This window comes from Segniliparus rugosus ATCC BAA-974 (assembly GCF_000185725.2).
In the GTDB taxonomy this organism is placed as follows: Bacteria; Actinomycetota; Actinomycetes; order Mycobacteriales; family Mycobacteriaceae; genus Segniliparus; species Segniliparus rugosus.
Window position 1 is genome coordinate 580,813 of the sequence record NZ_KI391953.1, and the last position, 19,227, is coordinate 600,039.

Here is a 19,227-nt window from a genome sequence, read left to right on the forward strand (position 1 = left end):
CGCTCTCACTGGACTGGGATTCCGGGTTTTCCTCTGCCGAGCTGCAGGAGCAGCATGCCGAGCTGCTGGCCTTCCTCGTGGCCGAGCTCGTTGAACCGGGAGAGCACCGCGATCTCCCGCGAATGCACCGTCCGGGGCTGGCCTTGGGACATGCGCAGCTGGCCGATCCGCCTGGAGAGCGCGGTGCGGCGCTTGACGGCTTCGAGGATCTGATTGTCGAGCTGGTCGATCTCGACGCGCAGCGCCGCGATCTCCTCAGCCGGGGAGGATTCGGGAGGAGTGGTCACAATGCCCCTATTGTGCCATGGGACAGCAACGCGCGCATGAGCGAGAGGAGCCGGACGATGCCCCTGTCCGCAACTGACTGGTCGCACGAGGCCGGGCGGTCCGCAGCCTGGGTCGGCCAGACGTGGCTGGTCGTCGTCGCCCTGTTCCTCGGGTTCTTCTGGCTGCTGGCGCTCGGCACGGGATGGGGCAAGCGGCTGGCGCGGGTGGGCGGCGGGTTTTTCCGCTCGGCCCCGACGCGCGCGAGCGCGCTGTGGCTGCTGGGGGCGATGCTGCTGGTGACCGTCGCCGGGGTCAGGGTTGCGGTGGTGTTCTCGTACCAGTTCCGCGACTTGCTCAACGCGGTGCAGGCGGCGGCGGAGGCTTTGGCCCTGCACGACGCGGGGAGGCTGGACCAGGCCAAGCACGCGTTCTGGTTCTCGTTCGCGATCAGCGGGATCTTGGTCGCGCTCACCGTGCTGACCGCCGTCGCGGACCTGTATCTGCAGCGGGTGTTCGCGTTGCGCTGGCGGATCTGGCTCAACGACCGCGCGGTGGAGGACTGGTTCTGCGGCGAGGCGTTCTACCGGAACCGCTTTTTGGCCGATCCGATGGACAACCCGGATCAGCGGATCCAGATGGACGTCGAGGCCGTCACCACGAAGATGACCAAGCTGACGATAGGGGCGGTGAAGTCGCTGCTGCTCGCGTTCTCGTTCTCCCAAGTGCTCTGGGATCTCTCGCCGAGGGTCGCGGTGTCCGTCTTCCTCATGCCGTACAGGGTCGTCTTCTCCGTGCCGTACATGGTCGTCATCGCGTATGTGTTCGCGCTGGTGGTCTCCCTGGTGGCGTTTTGGGTCGGCTACCCGCTGGTGAAACTGAACTTCATGGGCGAGGGCTTGGGCGCGCGGTACCGGTACGCGTTGATGCGGCTGCGGGACTCGGCGGAGCAGGTGGCGTTTTTCCGGGGAGAGCGGGCGGAGCGGTCCCGTTTGGGAGCGGGGTTCGCCGGGATCGTGGCGAACCAGTGGCAGATCATCGGCCGTGAGTTGCGGCTGACCGGGTGGAACACCGCGCTCGGCGGAGTGACCAGCGGGATGCTGACCTTCCTCGTGCAGGGCCCCCGTGTGTTCGCGGGCCAGATCGGCACCGGCGAGCTGTTCCAGACCCACACGGCGTTCGGCCAGCTGTGCGGCGCGCTGGAGTATTTCCGGGTGAACTACGAGGAGTTCACGCAGATGTCCGCCTCGCTCCTGCGGGTGGACGAACTCCTCGCGAACGACGCTCGCTCGCGCTCGCTGCCGAGAGCCGAGGCGAAGGAGGCGGAGTCCGGTTTGGCGATCGAGCGCATGACGGTGCTCGACCCCTCTGGCGGAGAGTTGGTCTCTGACCTTGAGCTGCGTCTGGCTCCTGGCGACTCGCTGCTGGTGAAAGGCAGGTCGGGGTGCGGCAAGACGACGCTGCTGCGGGCGCTGGCCGGGCTGTGGCCCTACGCGTCGGGGACGAACGCGAAACCGGAGCGGTCGTTGTTCCTGCCGCAGGTCCCGTATGTGCCGCTGGGCGATCTGCGCTCCGTGCTCTCGTATCCGAGGGAGGCCGCGGAGGCGGACTCCCGGCTCGGACAGGCGTTGGCCTCGGTAGGGCTGGAACGGCTCAGCGCGCGCCTGGACGACGCGGAGAACTGGGCCTCGGTGCTCTCGCCGGGCGAGCAGCAGCGGCTCTCGTTCGCGCGGGCGCTCTTGCAGTCCCCGCGCGTCGTCATCCTGGACGAGGCGACTTCCGCGCTGGACGAGGAGTGGGAGCGCAGGTTGTACGGGCTGCTCCGGACAGAGCTGCCTGAGGCCGCGGTGGTCAGCGTCGGCCACCGCAGCACGCTCGACCAATGGCACGGCCATGCGTTGGAGCTGCTTGGAGCCGGACGATGGCGGGTCGTGGAGCTGCCTGACGCGGCGCGGGCGTGAGGCGGGGCCTCAGTACATGCGGATGCGCCGCACCAGCTTGGAGAGCAGCTGCTCGCGCCCGTCGGCCCCGAACACCAGGCTCGTGTCCCGCGCCAAGCTGTACAGGGCCACGCCTCGGACCACGGCGAGGGCCAGGATGTGCGTCTGCGGCGGGTAGAGCACCGCGTCGTCGTCGCCGTCGCCGGACGCGTCGACGATTTTGATCGCGTAGGAGATCGAGCGGTCCGCCCCGACATCGGGGTCGGGCAGCCGCTGCACGAGCAGTTTGCGCTGCCGGGTCTCGCGACCGCCAACGGCTGGCGGCAGCGTGGCCTCCGAACACCCGTCCAGCTGCTCGCGGAGTGCCGCGACGAGGTTTTGGCCCGAGCTTTCGCGGGCCACTGCGAAGGTGTAGGCCGAGGAGGAGGCCGCGACGATATCGGTGCGCACCTCGCCGAGGATCGCGGAGCCGCGCAACGGCGACGTGGGGTCGCACTGGGGCGGATCGGTCTTGAGCGCCTGTTCCGGCTGTTCCCGCAACTGCTCCGCGGTCAGCGTCACGAAGCCCGTGAGCGATTTCGGGAAGTCGGCGCGGGTGGGCAGGAAATCCATGAACTGCCCGTCGGGCAGTTTGGCGAGATTGCCGAGGTGCAGCGCGGGCGCGGGCGGCGCGGGCGCGTTCCGGCTGGCCAAAGCGAGGCCGCCCACCGTCGCCGCCGCGGCGAGGGCTAGGACGCAGACCCACACCTGCCAACGCTGGGTCCAAGGGACGGACGAGTCTTCCACAACCATGATTGTTCGCGGAGTCTACGCTGCGATGTCATGACAGGAACATCAGGAGCAAGCGTCAGAGCGCTCGGGGATTTCGCCGCTTCGGCGGCGGTGATCGCCGCCGCGGGGAACTCCCATCCCTGGCTTGACGTGGTTTTTTCAGAGAAAGACGAGGAGCTTCGGGCGCGCGCGCTGGCGCAGGCCGAGGTGATCTGGCATGGGCTGCGCCCGCTCGGCCCCGCCGATTTCGACGCGGCTCCCAGGCTGCGGCTGGTGCAGAAGTTCGGCGTCGGCGTGGACACCATCGACCTGGCCGCCGCCCGCGAGCGGGGGATCGCCGTGGCGAACATGCCAGGGGTGAACGCACCCGCCGTGGCGGAGGGCGCGGTGATGCTCATCCTCGCCGCGATCCGCGCGCTCCCCGAGCAGGACCGGCGCACCCGCGCGGGGCAGTGGATGCAGGACATCGCTTACCTCGAGCGCTCGCGGGAGGTCGCCGGGCTCACCGTCGGCCTGGTCGGCTACGGCGACATCGCCAAACGGATCGAGCAGGTGCTCGTCGCCATGCATGCCAGAGTGCTGCACACCTCGACAAAGCCGGACGGCTCCGCGCAGTGGCGCGGCTTCGACGATCTGCTCGCCGAGTCCGACGTGGTCTCGCTGCATCTGCCGGGGACCCCGGCCACCCGCAAGCTGTTCGACGCCTCGGCCTTCGCCCGGATGCGCCCCGGCTCGGTGCTCGTCAACACCGCGCGCGGGTCGATCGTCGACGAGGCGGCGTTGTTGGCGGCGCTGGAGTCCGGCCAGCTCGCCGCCGCAGGCCTCGACGTCTTCGAGCAGGAGCCGGTCGATCCGCAGAACCCGCTGCTCCGTCTGCGGAACGTGGTGGTCACGCCCCATCTGACCTGGCTCACCGAGCAGACCAACGAGCGCATGCTCGACATCGCGATTGAGAACTGCAGGCGGTTGCGCGACGGCGAGCCGCTCGCGAACCAGGTCATCTGATGTCGGCTCCGGAGCGCCGCGAGCACAATCCGTGGCTCGCCCTGGCCGCGTTGTGCATCGGTTTCTTCATGATCCTCGTGGACGTCACCATCGTGTCGGTGGCGCAAAAGGCGATCATGGCGGATTTGCGGGCCGATTTGAGCTCGGTGGTCTGGGTCACGAGCGCGTACCTGCTCGCCGGGTCGGTGCCGCTCTTGGTCTCGGGCAGGCTCGGGGACAGGTTCGGGCAGGGGCGGGTCTACCTCGCCGGTCTGGTGGTCTTCACCGCCTCCTCCGCGTGGTGCGGGTGCTCGGCCACGGTGGGCATGCTCATCGCGGCGCGGGCGGTCCAAGGGCTCGGCAGCGCGTTCATGACCCCGCAGACCATGGCGATCATCACGCGGATCTTCCCGAGCGCGAAGCTCGGGGCCGCGCTCGGCGCGTGGGGGGCGACAGCTGGCTTCGCGACCCTCTTCGGGCCGCTGGCGGGCGGCGTGATCGTGGACCGGTTGGGCTGGCAGTGGATCTTTTTCATCAATGTGCCCGTCGGCGTTGCGGCTTTCGCGATGGCGACGCGGCTGCTGCCGCCGCTGCCGATCTGCCGCCTGCCGTTCGACTTCGTCGGCTTCACGCTGTCCGGGCTCGGCCTGTTCGCGTTGGTCCTCGGACTGCTGGAGGGAGAGCGCTGGGACTGGGACGCACGGCCTTGGCTGTTGATCTTGGGCGGGGTCCTGCTGTTGGCGGGCTTCGCGGCGTGGGAGGGGCGCAGCCGCGCCGCGCCGCTCATGCCGCTGGCGTTGTTCCGCGACCGGAATTTCGCGATCTCCTCCCTCGTGATCGCGACGGTCTCGTTCATGATGAGCGGATTCATGCTGCCCGTCATGCTCTATCTGCAGATCGCTCTCGGGTTCTCCGCCGTGCACGCCGCGCTGACGACCACGCCCATGGCGCTGGCCTCGGGCCTCTTGTCCCCGCTGGGGGGCAGGCTCGCGGACCGCTTCCACCCGAGGAATGTGATCGGAATCGGCGTCATCCTGCTCGGCGTGGGCGCGTGCTGGTTCGCCGCCGTCGCGACGGCGGACGCGGACCAATGGCGGCTCATGGCCCCGATGGCCGTGGTCGGGATGGGGGCCGCGTCCACATACGCGCCCATCGGAGCCGCCGCGACGCGCAACCTCCCCGGTCGGGACGCCGGGGTGTACAACACTTCCCGCATGGTCGGAGCCGTCCTCGGCTCCGCCTCGGTCGGGGCGCTCATGCAGGCGTTGGCCGCCGACAAACTGCCGCCGCGCGCGATGGGCGGCCTTGCCGGGCAGACCGGGGCGCTGCCGGAGGCTCTGCGCCCGGGGTTCGCCTCGGCGATGAGCCAGTCGATGCTGCTCTGCGTCGTGGTCCTCGCCTTCGGCGTGCTCGTCGCGGTGAGCTACGGGCACGCCGAAGCCCGCGGCGAAGAGACAGGCCGGACACCCGCCTTCTCCGGGCATTAGGCCGCCCGTCGCGATTTCTCGGTGCGTTCGATGGGGGGATGCCTGCGGACGGCATCTGGTGCGGGCATTCGAAGCGGCCCGCGCAGTTCGGCTGAAGCCTGGGCGGTTCGACGGACATCGGGTGGCCGGAGGTTTCACCCGCCACAAACGGCTCGGAAACATTTCCGAAATGCGCTAATGGGTTACTTGGGGCGATGGGGGACGAACCGAGAGGAGCCGACAGGTGACAGCAACGGTGCCCGTGACCCGTCCGACGGAGACTCAGGCGGGGCAGCTCGGCTCTGCGGCGAAGTCCAAGGCGCACGAGACGCTTGAGGACTACACGCTGAGGTTCGCGCCGCGCAGCTATCGGCGGTGGGGGGTGTGGACGGTCTCGATCTCCGCGCTCGGCGGGATCGCCTATCTCGCGGACTTCGCCATCGGCGCGAATATCGGCATCAGCTACGGCACCGGCAACGCCTTGATCGGCATCGCCATCTTCGCGGCGGTCATCATGCTCACCGGTTTCCCGATCGCGTATTACTGCGCCCGGTATAACATCGACCTGGACCTGGTGACCAGGGGCAGCGGCTTCGGCTACTACGGCAGCGTCGTCACCAACATCATCTTCGCGACGTTCACCTTCATTTTCTTCGCGCTCGAAGGGTCGATCATGGCGCAGGGGCTCAAGCTGGGCCTTTCGATCCCTTTGTGGCTCGGCTACCTGCTCTCCTCGCTCTTGATCATCCCTCTGGTGGTCTACGGGATGAAGGTGCTTTCGACGTTGCAAGTGTGGACGACGCCGCTGTGGCTCGTGCTGATGGTGGCCCCGTTCGGCTACCTGCTGTGGCGACACCCGGAGTCGGTGTCCGCGTTCTTCGCGTACGGCGGCACCGCCAAGGACGGCAGCCCCGCGCACGTGGGGGTGAGCTTCGCCGGATCGATGCTCGCCGCTGGCGTGTGCCTCTCGCTCATCGCCCAGATCGCGGAGCAGGTCGACTACTTGCGGTTCATGCCGCCCAAGACTCCGGAGAACAGCCGCAAATGGTGGTCCGCGGTGCTTCTCGCCGGACCGGGCTGGGTCATTTTCGGCGCGATCAAGCAGATCGTCGGGCTTTTCCTCGCGGTGTACCTGATCGGCAGCGCCGTCGACCCCGGCGTCGCCAACCAGCCGGTGCACCAGTTCCTCGCGATCTACCAGAACATGATGCCGCCCTGGGCCGCGATGACCCTCGCCGTCGTGCTCGTGGTGATCAGCCAGATCAAGATCAACGTGACCAACGCCTACTCGGGCTCGCTGGCGTGGACGAACTCGTTCACCAGGGTCACCAAGCATTATCCTGGGCGCTTGCTCTTCGTCGTGCTCAACGTCGGCATCGCGCTGGTGCTCATGGAGGCGAACATGTTCGACTTCCTCAACAGCATCTTGAGCTTCTACGCCAACTGCGGCATCGCCTGGATCGTGACTGTGGCCTCGGACATCGCGATAAACAAGTACCTGCTCAAGATCTCCCCGAAAGTCCCAGAGTTCCGCCGTGGCATGCTCTACGACTTCTGCCCGGTCGGCTTCGGGTCCATGGTCGTCGCCGCTGGCGTCTCGATCCTCGCGTACTTCGGCGCGCTCGGGTCGGCGATCCAGCCGTACTCGCCGCTGGTCGCCGCCGCCCTCGCGCTGGTGCTCCCGCCGGTCATCGCCCTCGCCACGGGCGGCCGCCACTATCTGCGGCGCAAGGACGACGGCATCGACCTGCCCTTGTTCGACGAGCACGGCAACCCCTCCGGGGAGCTGCTCTACTGCCACGTCACGGAGATGGAGTTCGAGCGCCCCGACATGATCGCCTCGGCCCTGCCCGGCCCGGACGGGGAAGTGCGCTACATCAGTTCGTTGGCCTTGTCCTGCGATAAGGTCGGCCACCACGTCCTCCCCGCCGACCCGCCAGCCTGATCCGGCGGCGACGGAGGCCGCGACGGACGAAGCGCAGGAGAGATCAATCACACTGCGGCGCAGAAGAGCGTTGACAGGATCGTTAGCTAGGCTCAACTGCTATGCGTTTCCTGTCGAAGATCCGACGCTCTCTGCCCGTCGTCGCGTGCGCGGCGCTGGCCGCCTCGTCGTTGTCGCCCAGCGTCGCGCACGCGGCCCCGAGCATCCACAAATACGTGGCCCTCGGCGACTCGTACGCGTCTGCGGCGGGGCAGGGCCCGTTCGTGGACACCGGGCCGTGCAACCGCTCCGCGCATAACTATCCCGCCGTCGTCGCGGAGGGATTGGGGCTCAGCCGGGACGACGATTCGTTCGTCGACGTCTCCTGCTCGGGCGCGACCACGGCGGACGTGCTCGCGACGCAGGTCGACGCGGTCACCCCCGACACCGATCTGGTCACGCTCACCGTCGGCGGGGACGACGGCGGCCTGTTCATCGACGCCGTGCTGGTCTGCAACACGCTGGGCCTGACCGACATGCTCGGCATCGGCACCCCTTGCCAGGACCACGGCGGCGAGCAGCGCCCGGTGCTCTCGGCGCAAGGGCTCCAAGACGACCTCGAAACGGTGCGGCACGGCCTCGACCAGATCCTCCAAGCGATCCAGCGGCGCGCGCCGAAAGCGAAAGTGCTCGTGGTCAACTACCCTCGGCTGTTCACCTCCGGCGTGAAATGCGGCGAGCTCGGCGCGGTCACCGGCGGAGACTCCACCTGGCTCGACTCCATCGAGCGCAGGCTCAACGCGCAGCTCGCCGCCGCCTCGGCGAAGGGCGGCGCGCAGTTGGTGGACGTGTACTCCCAATCGCTCGGCAACGGCATCTGCGCGGGCTCGCAGGCGTGGATCGCGGGCATTCTGCCCGCACCCGGCCAAGCGCTCTCGTACCATCCGTTGCCCGCAGGATCGGAGGGCGTGGGGCAGATCGTCCTCGCCTCTTTGGGCAAAGCGTCCTGACCCTCGGCTCCGCCCCGGAGCAGTTGGGGCCGCAAGCCCGAAGGCTTGCGGCCCCAACTGCTCCGCAAACGGATCACTCCGCTTCGGCGGCCGCCTCGTCCACGACCGGGGCGGGGGTTGCGCCCTTGGTCACCGAGATGCGCTGCGGCTCGGCGCTCTTATGCACCCCGGCCACTCGGACCGTGAGCACGCCCGCGTCGTAGTTGGCGCTGATGGCCTCCGGCGCGACCTGGGCGGGCAGCTTGAAGACCCGGCGGAAGGACCCGTAGCGCACCTCGCGCACAACCTGCCCCTTGGGCCCCTCGTGCGCCGGAGCCTTGCGCTCGCCGCGAACGACCAGCTGGCCGTTCTGCACTTCGACAGTCACATCGTTCTCCACGTCCACGCCCGGAAGGTCGATTCGGACCAGCGCGTCGTCGCCGTCGCGGGCGATCTCGGCCGCCGGCGAGAAAGCGGTGGCCTCGGGCCAGCTCTCCGCTGGGCCGAAAGCGCTCTTGACCAGCGTGTCGAACTCGGCGAAGGGGCTACGGCGAGTCCATACGTTCAGATTGTTCATCGTTGTTCTCCTCTGTGTTCGCGAGCCACACTCTCGTTGAGCGTTGCAGACTCAACTATATACAACTTGAGTCGATTGCGCTCATGTCTCATGTTCAGCTGTCGGCGAACACAGGCGCGCCGCCTCGGTCGGGAGCGCGCGAAGAGGGGCGGAACGCTTATTCGGCCGGCGCGGCGGGCTTGCCCAATTGGCGCGCCGCGAGGAAGGCTGCGGCGATAGGCAGAAGCTTGACCAGGAAGAAAGGGATCTCGCCGATGAGCCCGTAGCCCTTCCCGCCGTCCGGCCGCTCTGCGAAGAACGCGCCGAACGCGGTGTCCCCGGCGTCGAAGGCGAGCCACAGCGCGGCGAAGAGGGCGGCGAGCTGTTTCGCGGAGACCTTGCTGCTGGCCAAGCTCAACGCGACGACCCCGATGGCCAAAACCACGCCGATGACAGTGATGATCACAGTTCTCATGCTTGGAGCATAGTGGCGTGGCTCATCGCGCGCTCGGCTTCATGCCTGCGCCGGCTGCTCCTCGAGCCACTGGGCGAGCGTCGGGCCCGCCACGTCGGGGCGGTCGCCGCCGAGGAGGGCTTCAGTCTTCGGGACGGGCAGCGGGAGCAGGGTTTTCTTCTGCCCCCTGTGCTCAAGGGTGGCGCGGACGAGGGCTTTCAGCGGCATCGCCTCGGGGCCGACGAGGTGCGGCACGAGTCCGCGCGGCTCGCCGAGCGCGAGCGCCACGAGGCGCTGCGCGACGGTCTTGGCCGCGACGGGGCGCACTTGCCAGGTCGGGACGAGGACGAAGGGGCCTCGGGAGAATCCGGAGAGGACGTTGTCGGCGAACTCGAACCACTGCGCGGAGGGCAGGATCGAATACGGCACGTCGTTCGCGCAGACCAGTTCTTCCTGCGCGCGCTTGCCCGCGTAGTAGCCGAGCCAGCCGAGTTTGGGGTCGTGGATCCCGCCGATCGAGAGCAGCACGTGGTGCTGGACTCCCGCGTGCTGCTCGGCGGCCACGAGGTTGGCGGTCGTGGTGGAGAAGAAAGCCTCGGCTTCGGTTTTCTTCCGGGTGAGAATATTGCTCGCGTCGATGACCGCGCTCACGCCTTCGAGGGCTTTGGCCAGCCCGGCTCCGGTCAGCAGGTCCACCCCGAGCGAGCGGGCGATGGGGACGGCGGGAACCTGCCGGGCCCCGAGTTCGGCGAGCAGCAGTTTTCCAATCAGGCCGGTTGCTCCGGCAACGGCGACTTTCGGAGCGGTCATGGCCTCAGGCTACCCTGGCGCTGGCGTGGCCCGCGCCGGCGCTCCGCCTTCGGCTCAGCGCGCGGGGGCTCCGAAGCGCTTGACGAAGACCCGCTTGAGCGCGGCCCCTGCGAGCGGGCGGGAGATCAGGCCGAGCAGCTTGAAATGCAGCTTCGGCTCGACGACGATCGTCCAGCTGAACACCGATCCGGAGCCGTCCGGGGCGACTCGGTAGTCCTCGGCGAGCGCGTTGAGCCCAGGGGCGTTGAAACGCTCGACGTAGAACGCCTTGCGGCGCGCTTGGTTGTCCCAGATGAAGTAGCGCTCGTCGGCTTTCGCGCTGCCGCCAATGGTGGCCGTCCGGGTCGCGCCGACGCCGAACGGCTGGGGCGAAGTCCACCGGATCTTCAGCCCTGGCACATAGTCGAAGCCCTCCGGCGAGGTCAGATCCGACCAGACCTCGTCGGCGGAGGAGCCGAGCCGCACGTTCAAACGGACGAGCTCGACTCCGCTGCGCAGAAAACTCTCGTCGACTTCTTTCCCTTTTGGCATGCCGCGAATATAGCAGCCGTCACACGCAGGCGGCGGGCGTGACTTCGCTATTGCGCCGGGCGGCTTCCCGCCGTGGTCCGCGCTCGGCTTCGGGGCCAACGCCAAAACGGCGCCTCGGTCCTTCCGGGCGCCTGCATGTATTTAGATACCTACGAGTAATCCAATATGTGATACCTTTGACGACGACGGACGGCAATCCGCTGAGGAGGCGCTCATGCGAACACGGCACACGAGGATCCGAGCATGTCAGCGCCATGATCGGGGCGCATGGGCGGTGCTCGGGCTATGAGCGGCGCTGCGCTGACCGACGCCGAGGCGGCACGGCGCGCGACTGCGGTCTTGCGCGATTTGGCGGGCCAGAGCCGTTCGTGCCCCGGCGTGGCCTGGGCCGTGGGGGCCTATGACTCGGGCGGCCAGAAATGGTTCTACGCGACGAGCAACGAGGGCATGAGCTTTCTGCCGCTCGGAGTGCGTTGGGACCCGCAGGTGCTGCTCGTCTTCGACCCCGCCGCCCCCGAGGCGGGGTGGCTGCCGTGGCGCGGGCTCGCGAACCCGGCGCGGATCGTCCTCGACCACTTCCTGCTCCTGCGCAAGAGCCTCCCGGAGCTGCGCCTGGTCTCGTTGGTGAGCACCGCGCCTCGGGGCGAGGCGGTCGACCGGGCCGCGGCGCAGTTCGGGGCGGTGCGGCCGTCGGAGGACGCGGACTTCGCGCCAGTCGGGCCTTCGGAGCCTTCGCTGGCCCGGCTGGAGACGGTGGACCAGGCCCTGTACCAGCAGGTCGTCTCGCAGCTCCCGGTGCAGCGCCGGTGGCCGGTCGCGCTCGCGCTCGCCGAAGACGCGCTGCGGCTCGCCCTTCGGCACGACCCCGAGGCTTCCCGGTCCGAGCCCGAGCTCGACGCGGGCTTCGCGGCGCTGCGGACGGGCAGGGAGATCGCCGCGATCCTGGAGCGCGTCGAGGCGGCGAGGGACGAATTCGCCGCGCGCGCGCAAGCCAAGCGGGTTCCGGACCAACGGCTCGACCCGGTGGACCCATCGGCGGGGCTGGGCACGTGGGCCGACGTCGCCACCGTCGGCGAGCCGTTCGCCTACGCGGGTCCGTTCTGGCGCGCGCGGATCGCGACCATGCTCGCGATCTTGCTCAGGGTCCGGGCCGACGACGCGTACCTGTCGAAAGAGCAGGTCGGCGAGATCGCCTACGAGCATTTCTGCGTCGCCGAAGACCCCGAGGCGACCGGCGGACTGTTGCGGGGATTCTTCGACGCGGGGGACCCATGAGGAGATCCTGGCCCTCGGCGGCGAATTCTTCCGCACATGGCCAAGACGATCGTATTCATGGACGGCGCAACAAAATCATCACTCGCATTTAGGAAGGGAGCGTTGTGGGCAGCACGACGACGCAGGGCGACACGGGCCTGCAGATCAACGACATCGAGGGGTTGCGGACTGCGGGGAAGCAGCTCGTCTCGATCGGGACGGACGTCTCGAACATCAAGCAGCAGGTGAAGCTGGGCGAGGATGTGGCGCAGGGCATGCCGAACTCCGCCATCGCCACCGCCTCGCCCACAGCGGCGGACGCGTTCAAAGCGACCCTCGACGCGACCTCGAAATGGCCGACCGACGTGGGCGGGAAGCTGCTCGACGCGGTCTCGAAAGTCACGGGCCAGGACGAGCGCGCCGCGGCGGGGCTCAAGCAGGACGAGAGCACGACGGACCAGAGCGGGGAGAAAGACCCCGGCAAGACGACGACCTCCGGCGAGACCGCCGAGGGCAAGATCGACGTCGGCAAGGTCACCTACGACAAGGCCAACGCGGGAACCTCCGAAGCGGACATGCGCAATTACATCAGCCAAGCGCTCGACAAGAAGGGGATCACCGACCCCGCCGCACGGAAGCGGTGGACGGACGGCTATCTGACGCTGATGCAACGCGAGTCCTCCTACAACGCGAACGCCGTCAACACCTCCGACAGCAACGCGCACGGGGCCACGGTCGGCGACGGCAATCCCGCGAACTGCTCGCGGGGCCTCGCCCAGTGCATCCCGTCCACGTTCGCGGCCTACCACCAAGCGGGCACGTCCAGCAACATCTACGACCCGGTCGCGAACATCGCCGCCTCGATGAACTACGTCCAGAGCCAGTACGGGGTCTCGGCGGACGGCAGCAACCTCGCGACGCAGGTCGCGCAGGCCAACCCGAGCAACGGCCCACAAGGCTACTGAGCATGACGGAACAAGAACGAGACGGAAGGGCGGCGACAGGCTCATGACACTGACGAAATCTCAATTCGAGGCGCAGAACACCGGTGTGCTCCTCCAACAGGCGGAGGCGTTCACCAGCATCGTCGGGACGATGCAGAAAGACCGCGACAATATCGTCTCCGCGCAGAACACCGTGACGAACCAGTTCCAAGGCAAGGCGGCTGAGGCGGAGCTTGCGGCGATGAAAACCGGGCTCGCCCAATTCGACAAATCGCTCGAAGCCGCGACCAAGCTGCAGACGACCCTCGCCTCGGTGGCCGACACGATGAGCCAGGCCAAGAACGCGGTGAACACGCAGCTGCAACAAGCAGTGCAAAACGGCTACACGGTGAACGACAACTGGCAGCTGCAGAGCACCGGGCGCCCCACGATGTCCCGCGCCTCCTCGCAGCAGCAAATCCAGGAGCAGCTGACCAAGGCGGTCTCGGACTACAGCGAAAAAGACGAAGAGTCGGCCAACAAGCTCAAACAAGTGAACGGCGGCGAAGCGCCCAAGAGCAAGGACGAGGGCAAAGACAAGGACGGCAAGGACCAGGGGGCCGGCTCGGAGAACCCGACCGACGGCAAGACGAGCACGGACGGCAAGGGCAATGGGGCCGACGTGGCCAAGCAGTTCCTCGGGGAGAACGCCGAGGACCTCAAACGAAGCGGCAAGCTGCCGATGGATTCGAGCATTCCCAGCGACATCTGCTGCGCGAACTTCGTGTCCGCCTCGTTGCAGAAGGCCGGTCTGATCGACTTCCACACCAACTCGGTCGCCGACCTGCACGACAGGCTGGTGGCGAAGGGCTGGACGGTGACGAGCAACCCGTCGCCCGGCGCGGTGGCGATCATCAACGGGAGCGAGCACACCGAGCTCGTCGCCAGCAACTCGGGCGGCAAGATCGGCCTGATCGGCTCGAACAACGTCAACGCGGACGGCTCGCAGAAGATCAGCTACGGCAACCCGTACGGCAACATCGTCTACTTGCAGCCGCCCGCATAACTCGTCAGGAGGAAAACCATGCCTGAAACAACGAACCCGCTGGCGGTCGGCTCGAGCGTTCTGGTCGAAGGACTCGGCAAGCTGGCGAAGCTCGCCCTGAAAGGCCTGCACGTGTCGGACGACTGGGCGTTCGTCTACGGCGACATCAAAGAGCCGGACGGCCGCCCGATCGACTACGCGGGGACCAGGTTCGCCGAGGCTGCCGCGAACGGGGGGAAATCCCAGCGATACGCCGTGCTGCTGCAGAAAGTCGGGAACAGCTGGACCCTGGTCGACAGCGCCATCGGCCCGACCGGCCTCGCCTGGCAGGACTGGAGCAGCCGCTACGGAGCCCCCTCGGAGATCTTCCAGCTGTGAGGCTTCGTGGTCCCCGCCGAGCCGAACAGGCTCGGCGGGGACCACGAGCGCTCAGGCTCCCAGGCCCGCGCGCACGCCTTCTTCGACCTTCTTGCCGAGGTCGGGGTCCACGTTGCGCCAGTACTCGAAGACGCGGGAGAGCACCGGCTCCTTCACGCCGTCGAGGACGTGGCCGACGATGTTGCTCGCCAAGCGCTCGCGCGCGGCGTCGTCGAGGACTTCGCGGACCAACGTCCCGGCCTGGCCGAAGTCGTCGTCCTCGGCGTGTTGGACGTACCCGGCCCGCACGAAGCGGTCCTCGAACCCTTCCCACGTCCCGCCTTCCTGGCCGTATTTCTCGGTGTCCGCGTGCGGCCCGCCGAACGAGTTCGGCGCGTACACCGCGGCCTGCGGGTCTTTGAACGTGTAGGTCGCCGCGCCGTCTTGGGAGTAGCTGTGCACCGGGCACTTCGGCGCGTTCACCGGCAACTGGGCGTAGTTGGCCCCGATCCGGTAACGGTGCGCGTCCGCGTAGGCGAACACCCTGCCGAGCAGCATCTTGTCCGGAGAGAAGCCGATGCCGGGGACGACGTTGGAGACGTCGAAGGAAGCCTGCTCGATCTGGGCGAAGAAGTTGTCCGGGTTGCGGTTCAGCGTCCATGTGCCGACCTCGACGAGCGGGTAGTCCTTCTGGGACCACGTCTTGGTGAGGTCGAACGGGTTGAAGCGGTAGCTCTCCGCGTCGTCGTACGGCATGATCTGCACCTTGAGCGTCCAGCTCGGGTATTCGCCGCGCTCGATGGCCGCGTACAGGTCGGCGCGGTGAAAGTCCGGAGCTGCCCCGGCGAGGTGGTCGGCTTCGGCCTGGGTGAGGAACTCGATGCCCTGGTTGGTCTTGAAGTGGTACTTCACCCAGAACCGCTCGCCCGCTTTGTTGATCCACTGGAAAGTGTGCGAGCCGAAGCCGTCCATGTGCCGCCAGGTCTTCGGGATGCCCCGGTCGCCCATGAGCCAGGCGACTTGGTGCGCAGTCTCCGGACGCAGCGTCCAGAAGTCCCACTGCATGTTGTGGTCGCGAAGGCCCGATCCGGGCAGGCGCTTTTGGGAGTGGATGAAGTCGGGGAACTTGATGGTGTCGCGGATGAAGAAGATCGGGGTGTTATTGCCGACAAGGTCGTAGTTGCCCTCTTCGGTGTAGAACTTCACCGCGAAGCCGCGCGGGTCGCGCCAGGTGTCGGGGCTGCCCTGCTCGCCCGCGACGGTGGAGAACCGCGCAAGGGATTCGGTGCGCTTGCCCGGCTGGAAGAGCGCCGCCTTGGTGTAGTTCGCGATGTCGGGGTTGGTGACCACCAGCTCGCCGAACGCGCCGCCGCCCTTGGCGTGCACCACGCGCTCGGGGACGCGCTCGCGGTTGAAGTGCGCGAGCTTTTCGAGCAAGTAGTGGTCGTGCAGCAAGAGCGGTCCTTGCACGCCCGCGCTGAGCGACTCGTTATCGCTGGCAATGGGAATGCCGAAGTCGTTCGTCGTGGCCTTGTTGTTGGCGGCTGAGGGCTGTTCTGCCATGATTTGATCCTTGATCTCTCGGTGGGTTGGGGTTAGATGAGAGAGGTCTGTCGCGCCGTGCTCTTCTGGCAGTCCGGGCACAAGCCCCAGAAGACTACCTCGGCCTCGTCGAGCGTGTAGCCCGCGTTGTGCGCGGGCTCGAGGCAGGGCGCGTGTCCCACGACGCAGTCCACATCGGTGACTTTCCCGCAGGAGCGGCACACGAGGTGGTGGTGGTTGTCCCCGGCCCTGGTCTCGTACCTGGCGGGGGAGCCTGCGGGCTCGATCCGCCGGACGAGCCCGTTCTCCTCGAAGGTGCGCAGCGCGTCGTAGATGGCTTGGGTGGAAACCGTCCCGAGGCGGACGCGGACTTCTGAGGCGACTTGGTCGGCGGTGGCGTGGGGGGCTGCGGCGAGGGTTTCGAGCACGGCCACGCGCGGCGCGGTCACCCGCAGGCCGGCGTCCACGAGGAGCTGCCGGGCCGGTGGGTGGGTCGTGCTCATGCTTCGAGTATGCAGCCAATTCTGGAATAAGTCAAGAAAATGGATAGATCAATTTTAGTCGGGTGTCCGAGACGAGGGGCGCGGGCTTGCGCCCTCGCGTATTCTTCCGGCATGGATTGGGCGTTGCGGTACTGCAGTTGGCATGGCCATGCGACGTATGCCCCGGACGAGACCGGGCTGCGCGAGCGTCTTGTGACGGCAACGGCGGTGGGCGAGGCGTGGCGCTGTCTGCGGTGCGGCGACTTCGTCCCCGGCGAGCCGCGCCGGTCGGGCCCCGCCGACCACGCCCCCGAGATTCCGCACGGCCGATTGCTGCGGGACCGGTGGATCATGCGCGCGCTCGCCGTCGAGCGCGCGCTCCGCGCGCTCGTGCTCCTCGGCGTCGCCTACGCCGTCTTCCGCTTGAGCTTCGCAAGAGAGCGCGCCCAGCACGAGTTCGAGAGCGACCTCCCGCTCCTGCGCCCGCTCGCCGACCAGCTCGGCTGGAATATGGACAAGTCGAAAATTTTGCACGGCATCGGCACAGTGCTCGGCCTTTCGAGCGCCACCATGCGCTGGATCGGCCTCGCGGTGGTCGTCTACGCGACGCTGCAGATCATCGAGGCTGTCGGGCTGTGGCTGGTCAAACGCTGGGGCGAGTATTTCGCGGTGGTCGCGACCAGTATGTTCCTGCCGCTTGAGATATACGAGCTCACCGAACATGTCACCCCGCTGAAAATCACCGCCTTGCTCGTCAACGTCGTCGCGGTGGTGTGGCTGATCTGGAGCAAACGGCTCTTCGGCGTGCGCGGCGGCGGGGCCGCCTACCACGCCGAGCACAGCGCGGAGAGCCTGTTGACGGTGGAGCGCGCCGCAGTCGGGGCAGAGGTATCGTGAACAGCAGGGGCATTGTGTGACCGGAGCCCGAGGAGCGTGTCGATGGTGAAGTCTGCGCGGCGGCGGCCTACCCCGTGGCAATGGCTCGGCTACTGCTTCGGGCTTCGGCTCCCTGACTCCATGCGCCTGTGGGTGCAGGGCGATCTGACTGGCAAAGGCGCGGTGCCCCGGCATGTCCTCCGGTCGTTGGTGCCGTGGCTGCCGTTCATCGTCGGGGCTTGGTTCTTGCCGGGGGAGTGGTGGATCGGAGCCGCCGTGAGCGCGCTCATCTTCGGTCTGGCGTTGCAGTTCGCGTTCTACCTGATGCCGATGAGCCGCCGGGGCAAGCTGGCGCAGCACGGCTTGCCGTATGACGAGGCTATGGACCAGGGTTTCTGGTAGCGGTCGGCCTAGCGCTCGGCCGCGATGAGCTCGGCGATCTGCACCGTGTTGAGGGCTGCGCCCTTGCGCAGGTTGTCGCCGACGACGAAGAGCGAGAGGCCCCGTCCGTCCGCCACGGTCGGATCTTGGCGGAGACGGCCGACGAGCGACGGGTCAGAGCCCGCCGCCGCGAGGGGGGTCGGCAGGTCCGAGAGGGCGACGCCGGGCGCGGCGGCGAGGATCTCGCGGGCCCGGTCGGGCGCGATGGGCCGCTCGAACTGGGCGTTGATCGACAGGGAGTGCCCGGTGAAGACGGGCACTCGCACGCAGGTGCCCGCGACTTTGAGTTCGGGGATGCCGAGGATCTTGCGGCTCTCGTCGCGCAGCTTGCGGTCCTCGACCGTGTCTCCCGATCCGTCGTCCAGGTAGGATCCCGCCTCGGGGACGACGTTGAGCGCGATGGTGGCGGGGAAGACCGAGTGCGGCGGGAAGTCGACCGCGTCCCCGTCGCGCACGAGCGCCTCGAGATTGTCCGCCGCCGCCCGCAGCTGCGCGGCCAGCTCCGCGACCCCGGCGACCCCGGCTCCGGAGACCGCTTGATACGTGGAGATCGTGAGCTTCGTGAGCCCTGCCGCGTCGTGCAGCGGCCCCAGCACCGGCATCGCCGCCATGGTGGTGCAGTTCGGGTTCGCGATGATCCCGAGCGGACGCGCCGCGATGGCCCCCGGGTTCACCTCGCTCACCACGAGCGGCACCTGGGGGTGCGAGCGCCACGCGGAGGAGTTGTCGACCACGACGGCCCCAGCCTCGGCGAAGCGCGGCGCTTGGGCGCGCGACGTGCTCGCCCCGGCGGAGAAGAGCGCGATGTCCAAACCGCTCACGTCCGCGTCGGCCACATCCTCCACGACGATCGACTGGCCGTCGAAGTCGAGCTTCTTCCCTGCGGAGCGGGCCGAGGCGAAGAAGCGCAGCTCCTTGATCGGAAAAGCGCGCTCGGCGAGGATCGCCCGCATCAATTCGCCAACCTGGCCAGTGGCTCCGACAACTCCGACTCGTGCGCTCATCGTTCCAGTTTACGCGATGGATTCGGCGTGAAGGCCGCGTGAACGCTATACGGATTATAGATCTCGGTATAGCATTGTGATATGACTCTCTCCTCTGTTCCGACCGAATCGCGCGCCGAGCCGAAAGACGTCGTGCTCGATCTGCTCCAAGCCCTCCACGACTTCGACCAGGCCGCGGTCGATCTGCTCGACGATCAGATCGAGTACGTCAACGTCTCCGCCTCGAAGGTGCGCGGCGCGCTCGCGAAGCGAGGGGTGTCGGCGTTCCTCGCGTTCGGCGCGCGGCGGCGATGGCTCGGGTTCGACATCGCGCTGATCAACGTCGCGCAGGACGGCGACGTGGTGTTGACCGAGCGTTTGGACGCGCTGCGGATCGGGCCGTTCGTAGCGCAGTTCTGGGTGATCGGCAGGTTCGAGGTCAAAAACGGGAGGATCACGGTCTGGCGCGATTACTTCGACTACCTGAACGGCTTCGTCGGCCTGCTGCGAGGCGTCCTCGGCGTGGCGGTCCCGGCTTTGCGGCCCAAACAGACGCACCAGATCCCTCAACTGTCGCATTAGGCGGAGCGGTTCTTCCGCTCGGGGGGATCCGAATCCCGAGAAAACGTGACGTG

Annotated in this window: 21 protein-coding genes; 12 read left to right on the forward strand and 9 right to left on the reverse strand. The window is 67.7% G+C overall.

Annotated elements, in window-relative coordinates; translation table 11 throughout:
• Nucleotides 1-5: 5 nt before the first annotated feature.
• Entirely contained in the window at nucleotides 6-287 is a 282-nt protein-coding gene (locus tag HMPREF9336_RS02825) for a chorismate mutase (RefSeq protein WP_007471589.1), read from the reverse strand.
• Nucleotides 288-344: 57 nt separating this feature from the next.
• Between HMPREF9336_RS02825 and HMPREF9336_RS02830 the strand changes: the two genes are divergently transcribed.
• Entirely contained in the window at nucleotides 345-2,225 is a 1,881-nt protein-coding gene (locus HMPREF9336_RS02830) for an ABC transporter ATP-binding protein/permease (protein WP_007471588.1), read from the forward strand.
• A gap of 9 nt (nucleotides 2,226-2,234) precedes the next feature.
• On the opposite strand, the gene HMPREF9336_RS02835 is transcribed toward HMPREF9336_RS02830, so the two are convergent.
• Nucleotides 2,235-2,990, reverse strand: a complete 756-nt coding sequence (locus tag HMPREF9336_RS02835; RefSeq protein ID WP_156920275.1) for a hypothetical protein — start codon at nucleotides 2,988-2,990, stop codon at nucleotides 2,235-2,237.
• Nucleotides 2,991-3,026: 36 nt separating this feature from the next.
• Here HMPREF9336_RS02835 and HMPREF9336_RS02840 point away from each other — a divergent pair, with 36 nt between their 5' ends.
• The 4 genes from HMPREF9336_RS02840 to HMPREF9336_RS02855 all read left to right on the forward strand — a co-directional run bounded on the left by HMPREF9336_RS02840 (nucleotide 3,027) and on the right by HMPREF9336_RS02855 (nucleotide 8,359).
• Nucleotides 3,027-3,980 carry a 2-hydroxyacid dehydrogenase gene (locus HMPREF9336_RS02840; RefSeq protein WP_007471586.1) on the forward strand — a complete coding sequence of 318 codons (954 nt, stop codon included), beginning with the start codon at nucleotides 3,027-3,029 and terminating at the stop codon, nucleotides 3,978-3,980.
• The gene (locus HMPREF9336_RS02845; protein WP_007471584.1) at nucleotides 3,980-5,446 is read left to right on the forward strand and encodes a DHA2 family efflux MFS transporter permease subunit; all 1,467 of its coding nucleotides are present in this window, start codon (nucleotides 3,980-3,982) and stop codon (nucleotides 5,444-5,446) included. The genes HMPREF9336_RS02840 and HMPREF9336_RS02845 overlap by 1 nt, the downstream gene beginning before the upstream one ends.
• 223 nt (nucleotides 5,447-5,669) lie before the next feature.
• Entirely contained in the window at nucleotides 5,670-7,370 is a 1,701-nt protein-coding gene (locus tag HMPREF9336_RS02850) for a purine-cytosine permease family protein (protein ID WP_007471582.1), read from the forward strand.
• A gap of 101 nt (nucleotides 7,371-7,471) precedes the next feature.
• Complete coding sequence (locus tag HMPREF9336_RS02855) at nucleotides 7,472-8,359, forward strand: SGNH/GDSL hydrolase family protein (protein WP_007471581.1); 888 nt, start codon at nucleotides 7,472-7,474, stop codon at nucleotides 8,357-8,359.
• 73 nt (nucleotides 8,360-8,432) lie between these two features.
• Here the strand turns inward: HMPREF9336_RS02855 and HMPREF9336_RS02860 are convergent, their stop codons facing one another.
• The 4 genes from HMPREF9336_RS02860 to HMPREF9336_RS02875 all read right to left on the reverse strand — a co-directional run bounded on the left by HMPREF9336_RS02860 (nucleotide 8,433) and on the right by HMPREF9336_RS02875 (nucleotide 10,689).
• On the reverse strand, nucleotides 8,433-8,915 hold the full coding sequence (locus tag HMPREF9336_RS02860) for an Hsp20/alpha crystallin family protein (protein ID WP_007471580.1): 483 nt from the start codon (nucleotides 8,913-8,915) through the stop codon (nucleotides 8,433-8,435).
• Between the two features lie 157 nt (nucleotides 8,916-9,072).
• Complete coding sequence (locus tag HMPREF9336_RS02865) at nucleotides 9,073-9,369, reverse strand: hypothetical protein (RefSeq protein ID WP_007471579.1); 297 nt, start codon at nucleotides 9,367-9,369, stop codon at nucleotides 9,073-9,075.
• Between the two features lie 39 nt (nucleotides 9,370-9,408).
• Nucleotides 9,409-10,158, reverse strand: a complete 750-nt coding sequence (locus HMPREF9336_RS02870; protein ID WP_007471578.1) for an SDR family oxidoreductase — start codon at nucleotides 10,156-10,158, stop codon at nucleotides 9,409-9,411.
• A gap of 54 nt (nucleotides 10,159-10,212) precedes the next feature.
• The gene (locus HMPREF9336_RS02875) at nucleotides 10,213-10,689 is read right to left on the reverse strand and encodes an SRPBCC family protein (protein ID WP_007471577.1); all 477 of its coding nucleotides are present in this window, start codon (nucleotides 10,687-10,689) and stop codon (nucleotides 10,213-10,215) included.
• A 285-nt stretch (nucleotides 10,690-10,974) separates the two neighbouring features.
• Here HMPREF9336_RS02875 and HMPREF9336_RS02880 point away from each other — a divergent pair, with 285 nt between their 5' ends.
• The 4 genes from HMPREF9336_RS02880 to HMPREF9336_RS02895 all read left to right on the forward strand — a co-directional run bounded on the left by HMPREF9336_RS02880 (nucleotide 10,975) and on the right by HMPREF9336_RS02895 (nucleotide 14,289).
• Nucleotides 10,975-11,964: a hypothetical protein gene (locus HMPREF9336_RS02880; RefSeq protein ID WP_007471576.1), complete on the forward strand. Its 990-nt coding sequence runs from the start codon at nucleotides 10,975-10,977 to the stop codon at nucleotides 11,962-11,964.
• A 104-nt stretch (nucleotides 11,965-12,068) separates the two neighbouring features.
• On the forward strand, nucleotides 12,069-12,908 hold the full coding sequence (locus HMPREF9336_RS17340) for a transglycosylase SLT domain-containing protein (RefSeq protein WP_021029996.1): 840 nt from the start codon (nucleotides 12,069-12,071) through the stop codon (nucleotides 12,906-12,908).
• A gap of 43 nt (nucleotides 12,909-12,951) precedes the next feature.
• Complete coding sequence (locus tag HMPREF9336_RS17345) at nucleotides 12,952-13,932, forward strand: WXG100 family type VII secretion target (RefSeq protein WP_007471573.1); 981 nt, start codon at nucleotides 12,952-12,954, stop codon at nucleotides 13,930-13,932.
• A gap of 18 nt (nucleotides 13,933-13,950) precedes the next feature.
• Complete coding sequence (locus HMPREF9336_RS02895; protein ID WP_007471572.1) at nucleotides 13,951-14,289, forward strand: hypothetical protein; 339 nt, start codon at nucleotides 13,951-13,953, stop codon at nucleotides 14,287-14,289.
• A 51-nt stretch (nucleotides 14,290-14,340) separates the two neighbouring features.
• Here the strand turns inward: HMPREF9336_RS02895 and HMPREF9336_RS02900 are convergent, their stop codons facing one another.
• Nucleotides 14,341-15,831 (reverse strand): catalase, encoded by a 1,491-nt coding sequence (locus tag HMPREF9336_RS02900; protein ID WP_007471571.1) that lies wholly within the window; start codon nucleotides 15,829-15,831, stop codon nucleotides 14,341-14,343.
• A gap of 32 nt (nucleotides 15,832-15,863) precedes the next feature.
• The gene (locus HMPREF9336_RS02905; protein WP_007471570.1) at nucleotides 15,864-16,313 is read right to left on the reverse strand and encodes a Fur family transcriptional regulator; all 450 of its coding nucleotides are present in this window, start codon (nucleotides 16,311-16,313) and stop codon (nucleotides 15,864-15,866) included.
• A 111-nt stretch (nucleotides 16,314-16,424) separates the two neighbouring features.
• On the opposite strand from HMPREF9336_RS02905, the gene HMPREF9336_RS02910 reads away from it, so the two are divergent.
• Together HMPREF9336_RS02910 and HMPREF9336_RS02915 are read left to right on the forward strand one after the other, a co-directional pair.
• Nucleotides 16,425-17,189, forward strand: a complete 765-nt coding sequence (locus tag HMPREF9336_RS02910) for a DUF2127 domain-containing protein (protein ID WP_007471569.1) — start codon at nucleotides 16,425-16,427, stop codon at nucleotides 17,187-17,189.
• A gap of 42 nt (nucleotides 17,190-17,231) precedes the next feature.
• Nucleotides 17,232-17,570 (forward strand): DUF5313 family protein, encoded by a 339-nt coding sequence (locus HMPREF9336_RS02915; RefSeq protein WP_021029997.1) that lies wholly within the window; start codon nucleotides 17,232-17,234, stop codon nucleotides 17,568-17,570.
• An 8-nt stretch (nucleotides 17,571-17,578) separates the two neighbouring features.
• Here HMPREF9336_RS02915 and HMPREF9336_RS02920 read toward each other — a convergent pair whose 3' ends face one another.
• Nucleotides 17,579-18,613 carry an aspartate-semialdehyde dehydrogenase gene (locus HMPREF9336_RS02920; protein ID WP_007471566.1) on the reverse strand — a complete coding sequence of 345 codons (1,035 nt, stop codon included), beginning with the start codon at nucleotides 18,611-18,613 and terminating at the stop codon, nucleotides 17,579-17,581.
• An 81-nt stretch (nucleotides 18,614-18,694) separates the two neighbouring features.
• Here HMPREF9336_RS02920 and HMPREF9336_RS02925 point away from each other — a divergent pair, with 81 nt between their 5' ends.
• Nucleotides 18,695-19,174 (forward strand): limonene-1,2-epoxide hydrolase family protein, encoded by a 480-nt coding sequence (locus HMPREF9336_RS02925; protein WP_007471564.1) that lies wholly within the window; start codon nucleotides 18,695-18,697, stop codon nucleotides 19,172-19,174.
• Nucleotides 19,175-19,227 lie beyond the last annotated feature (53 nt).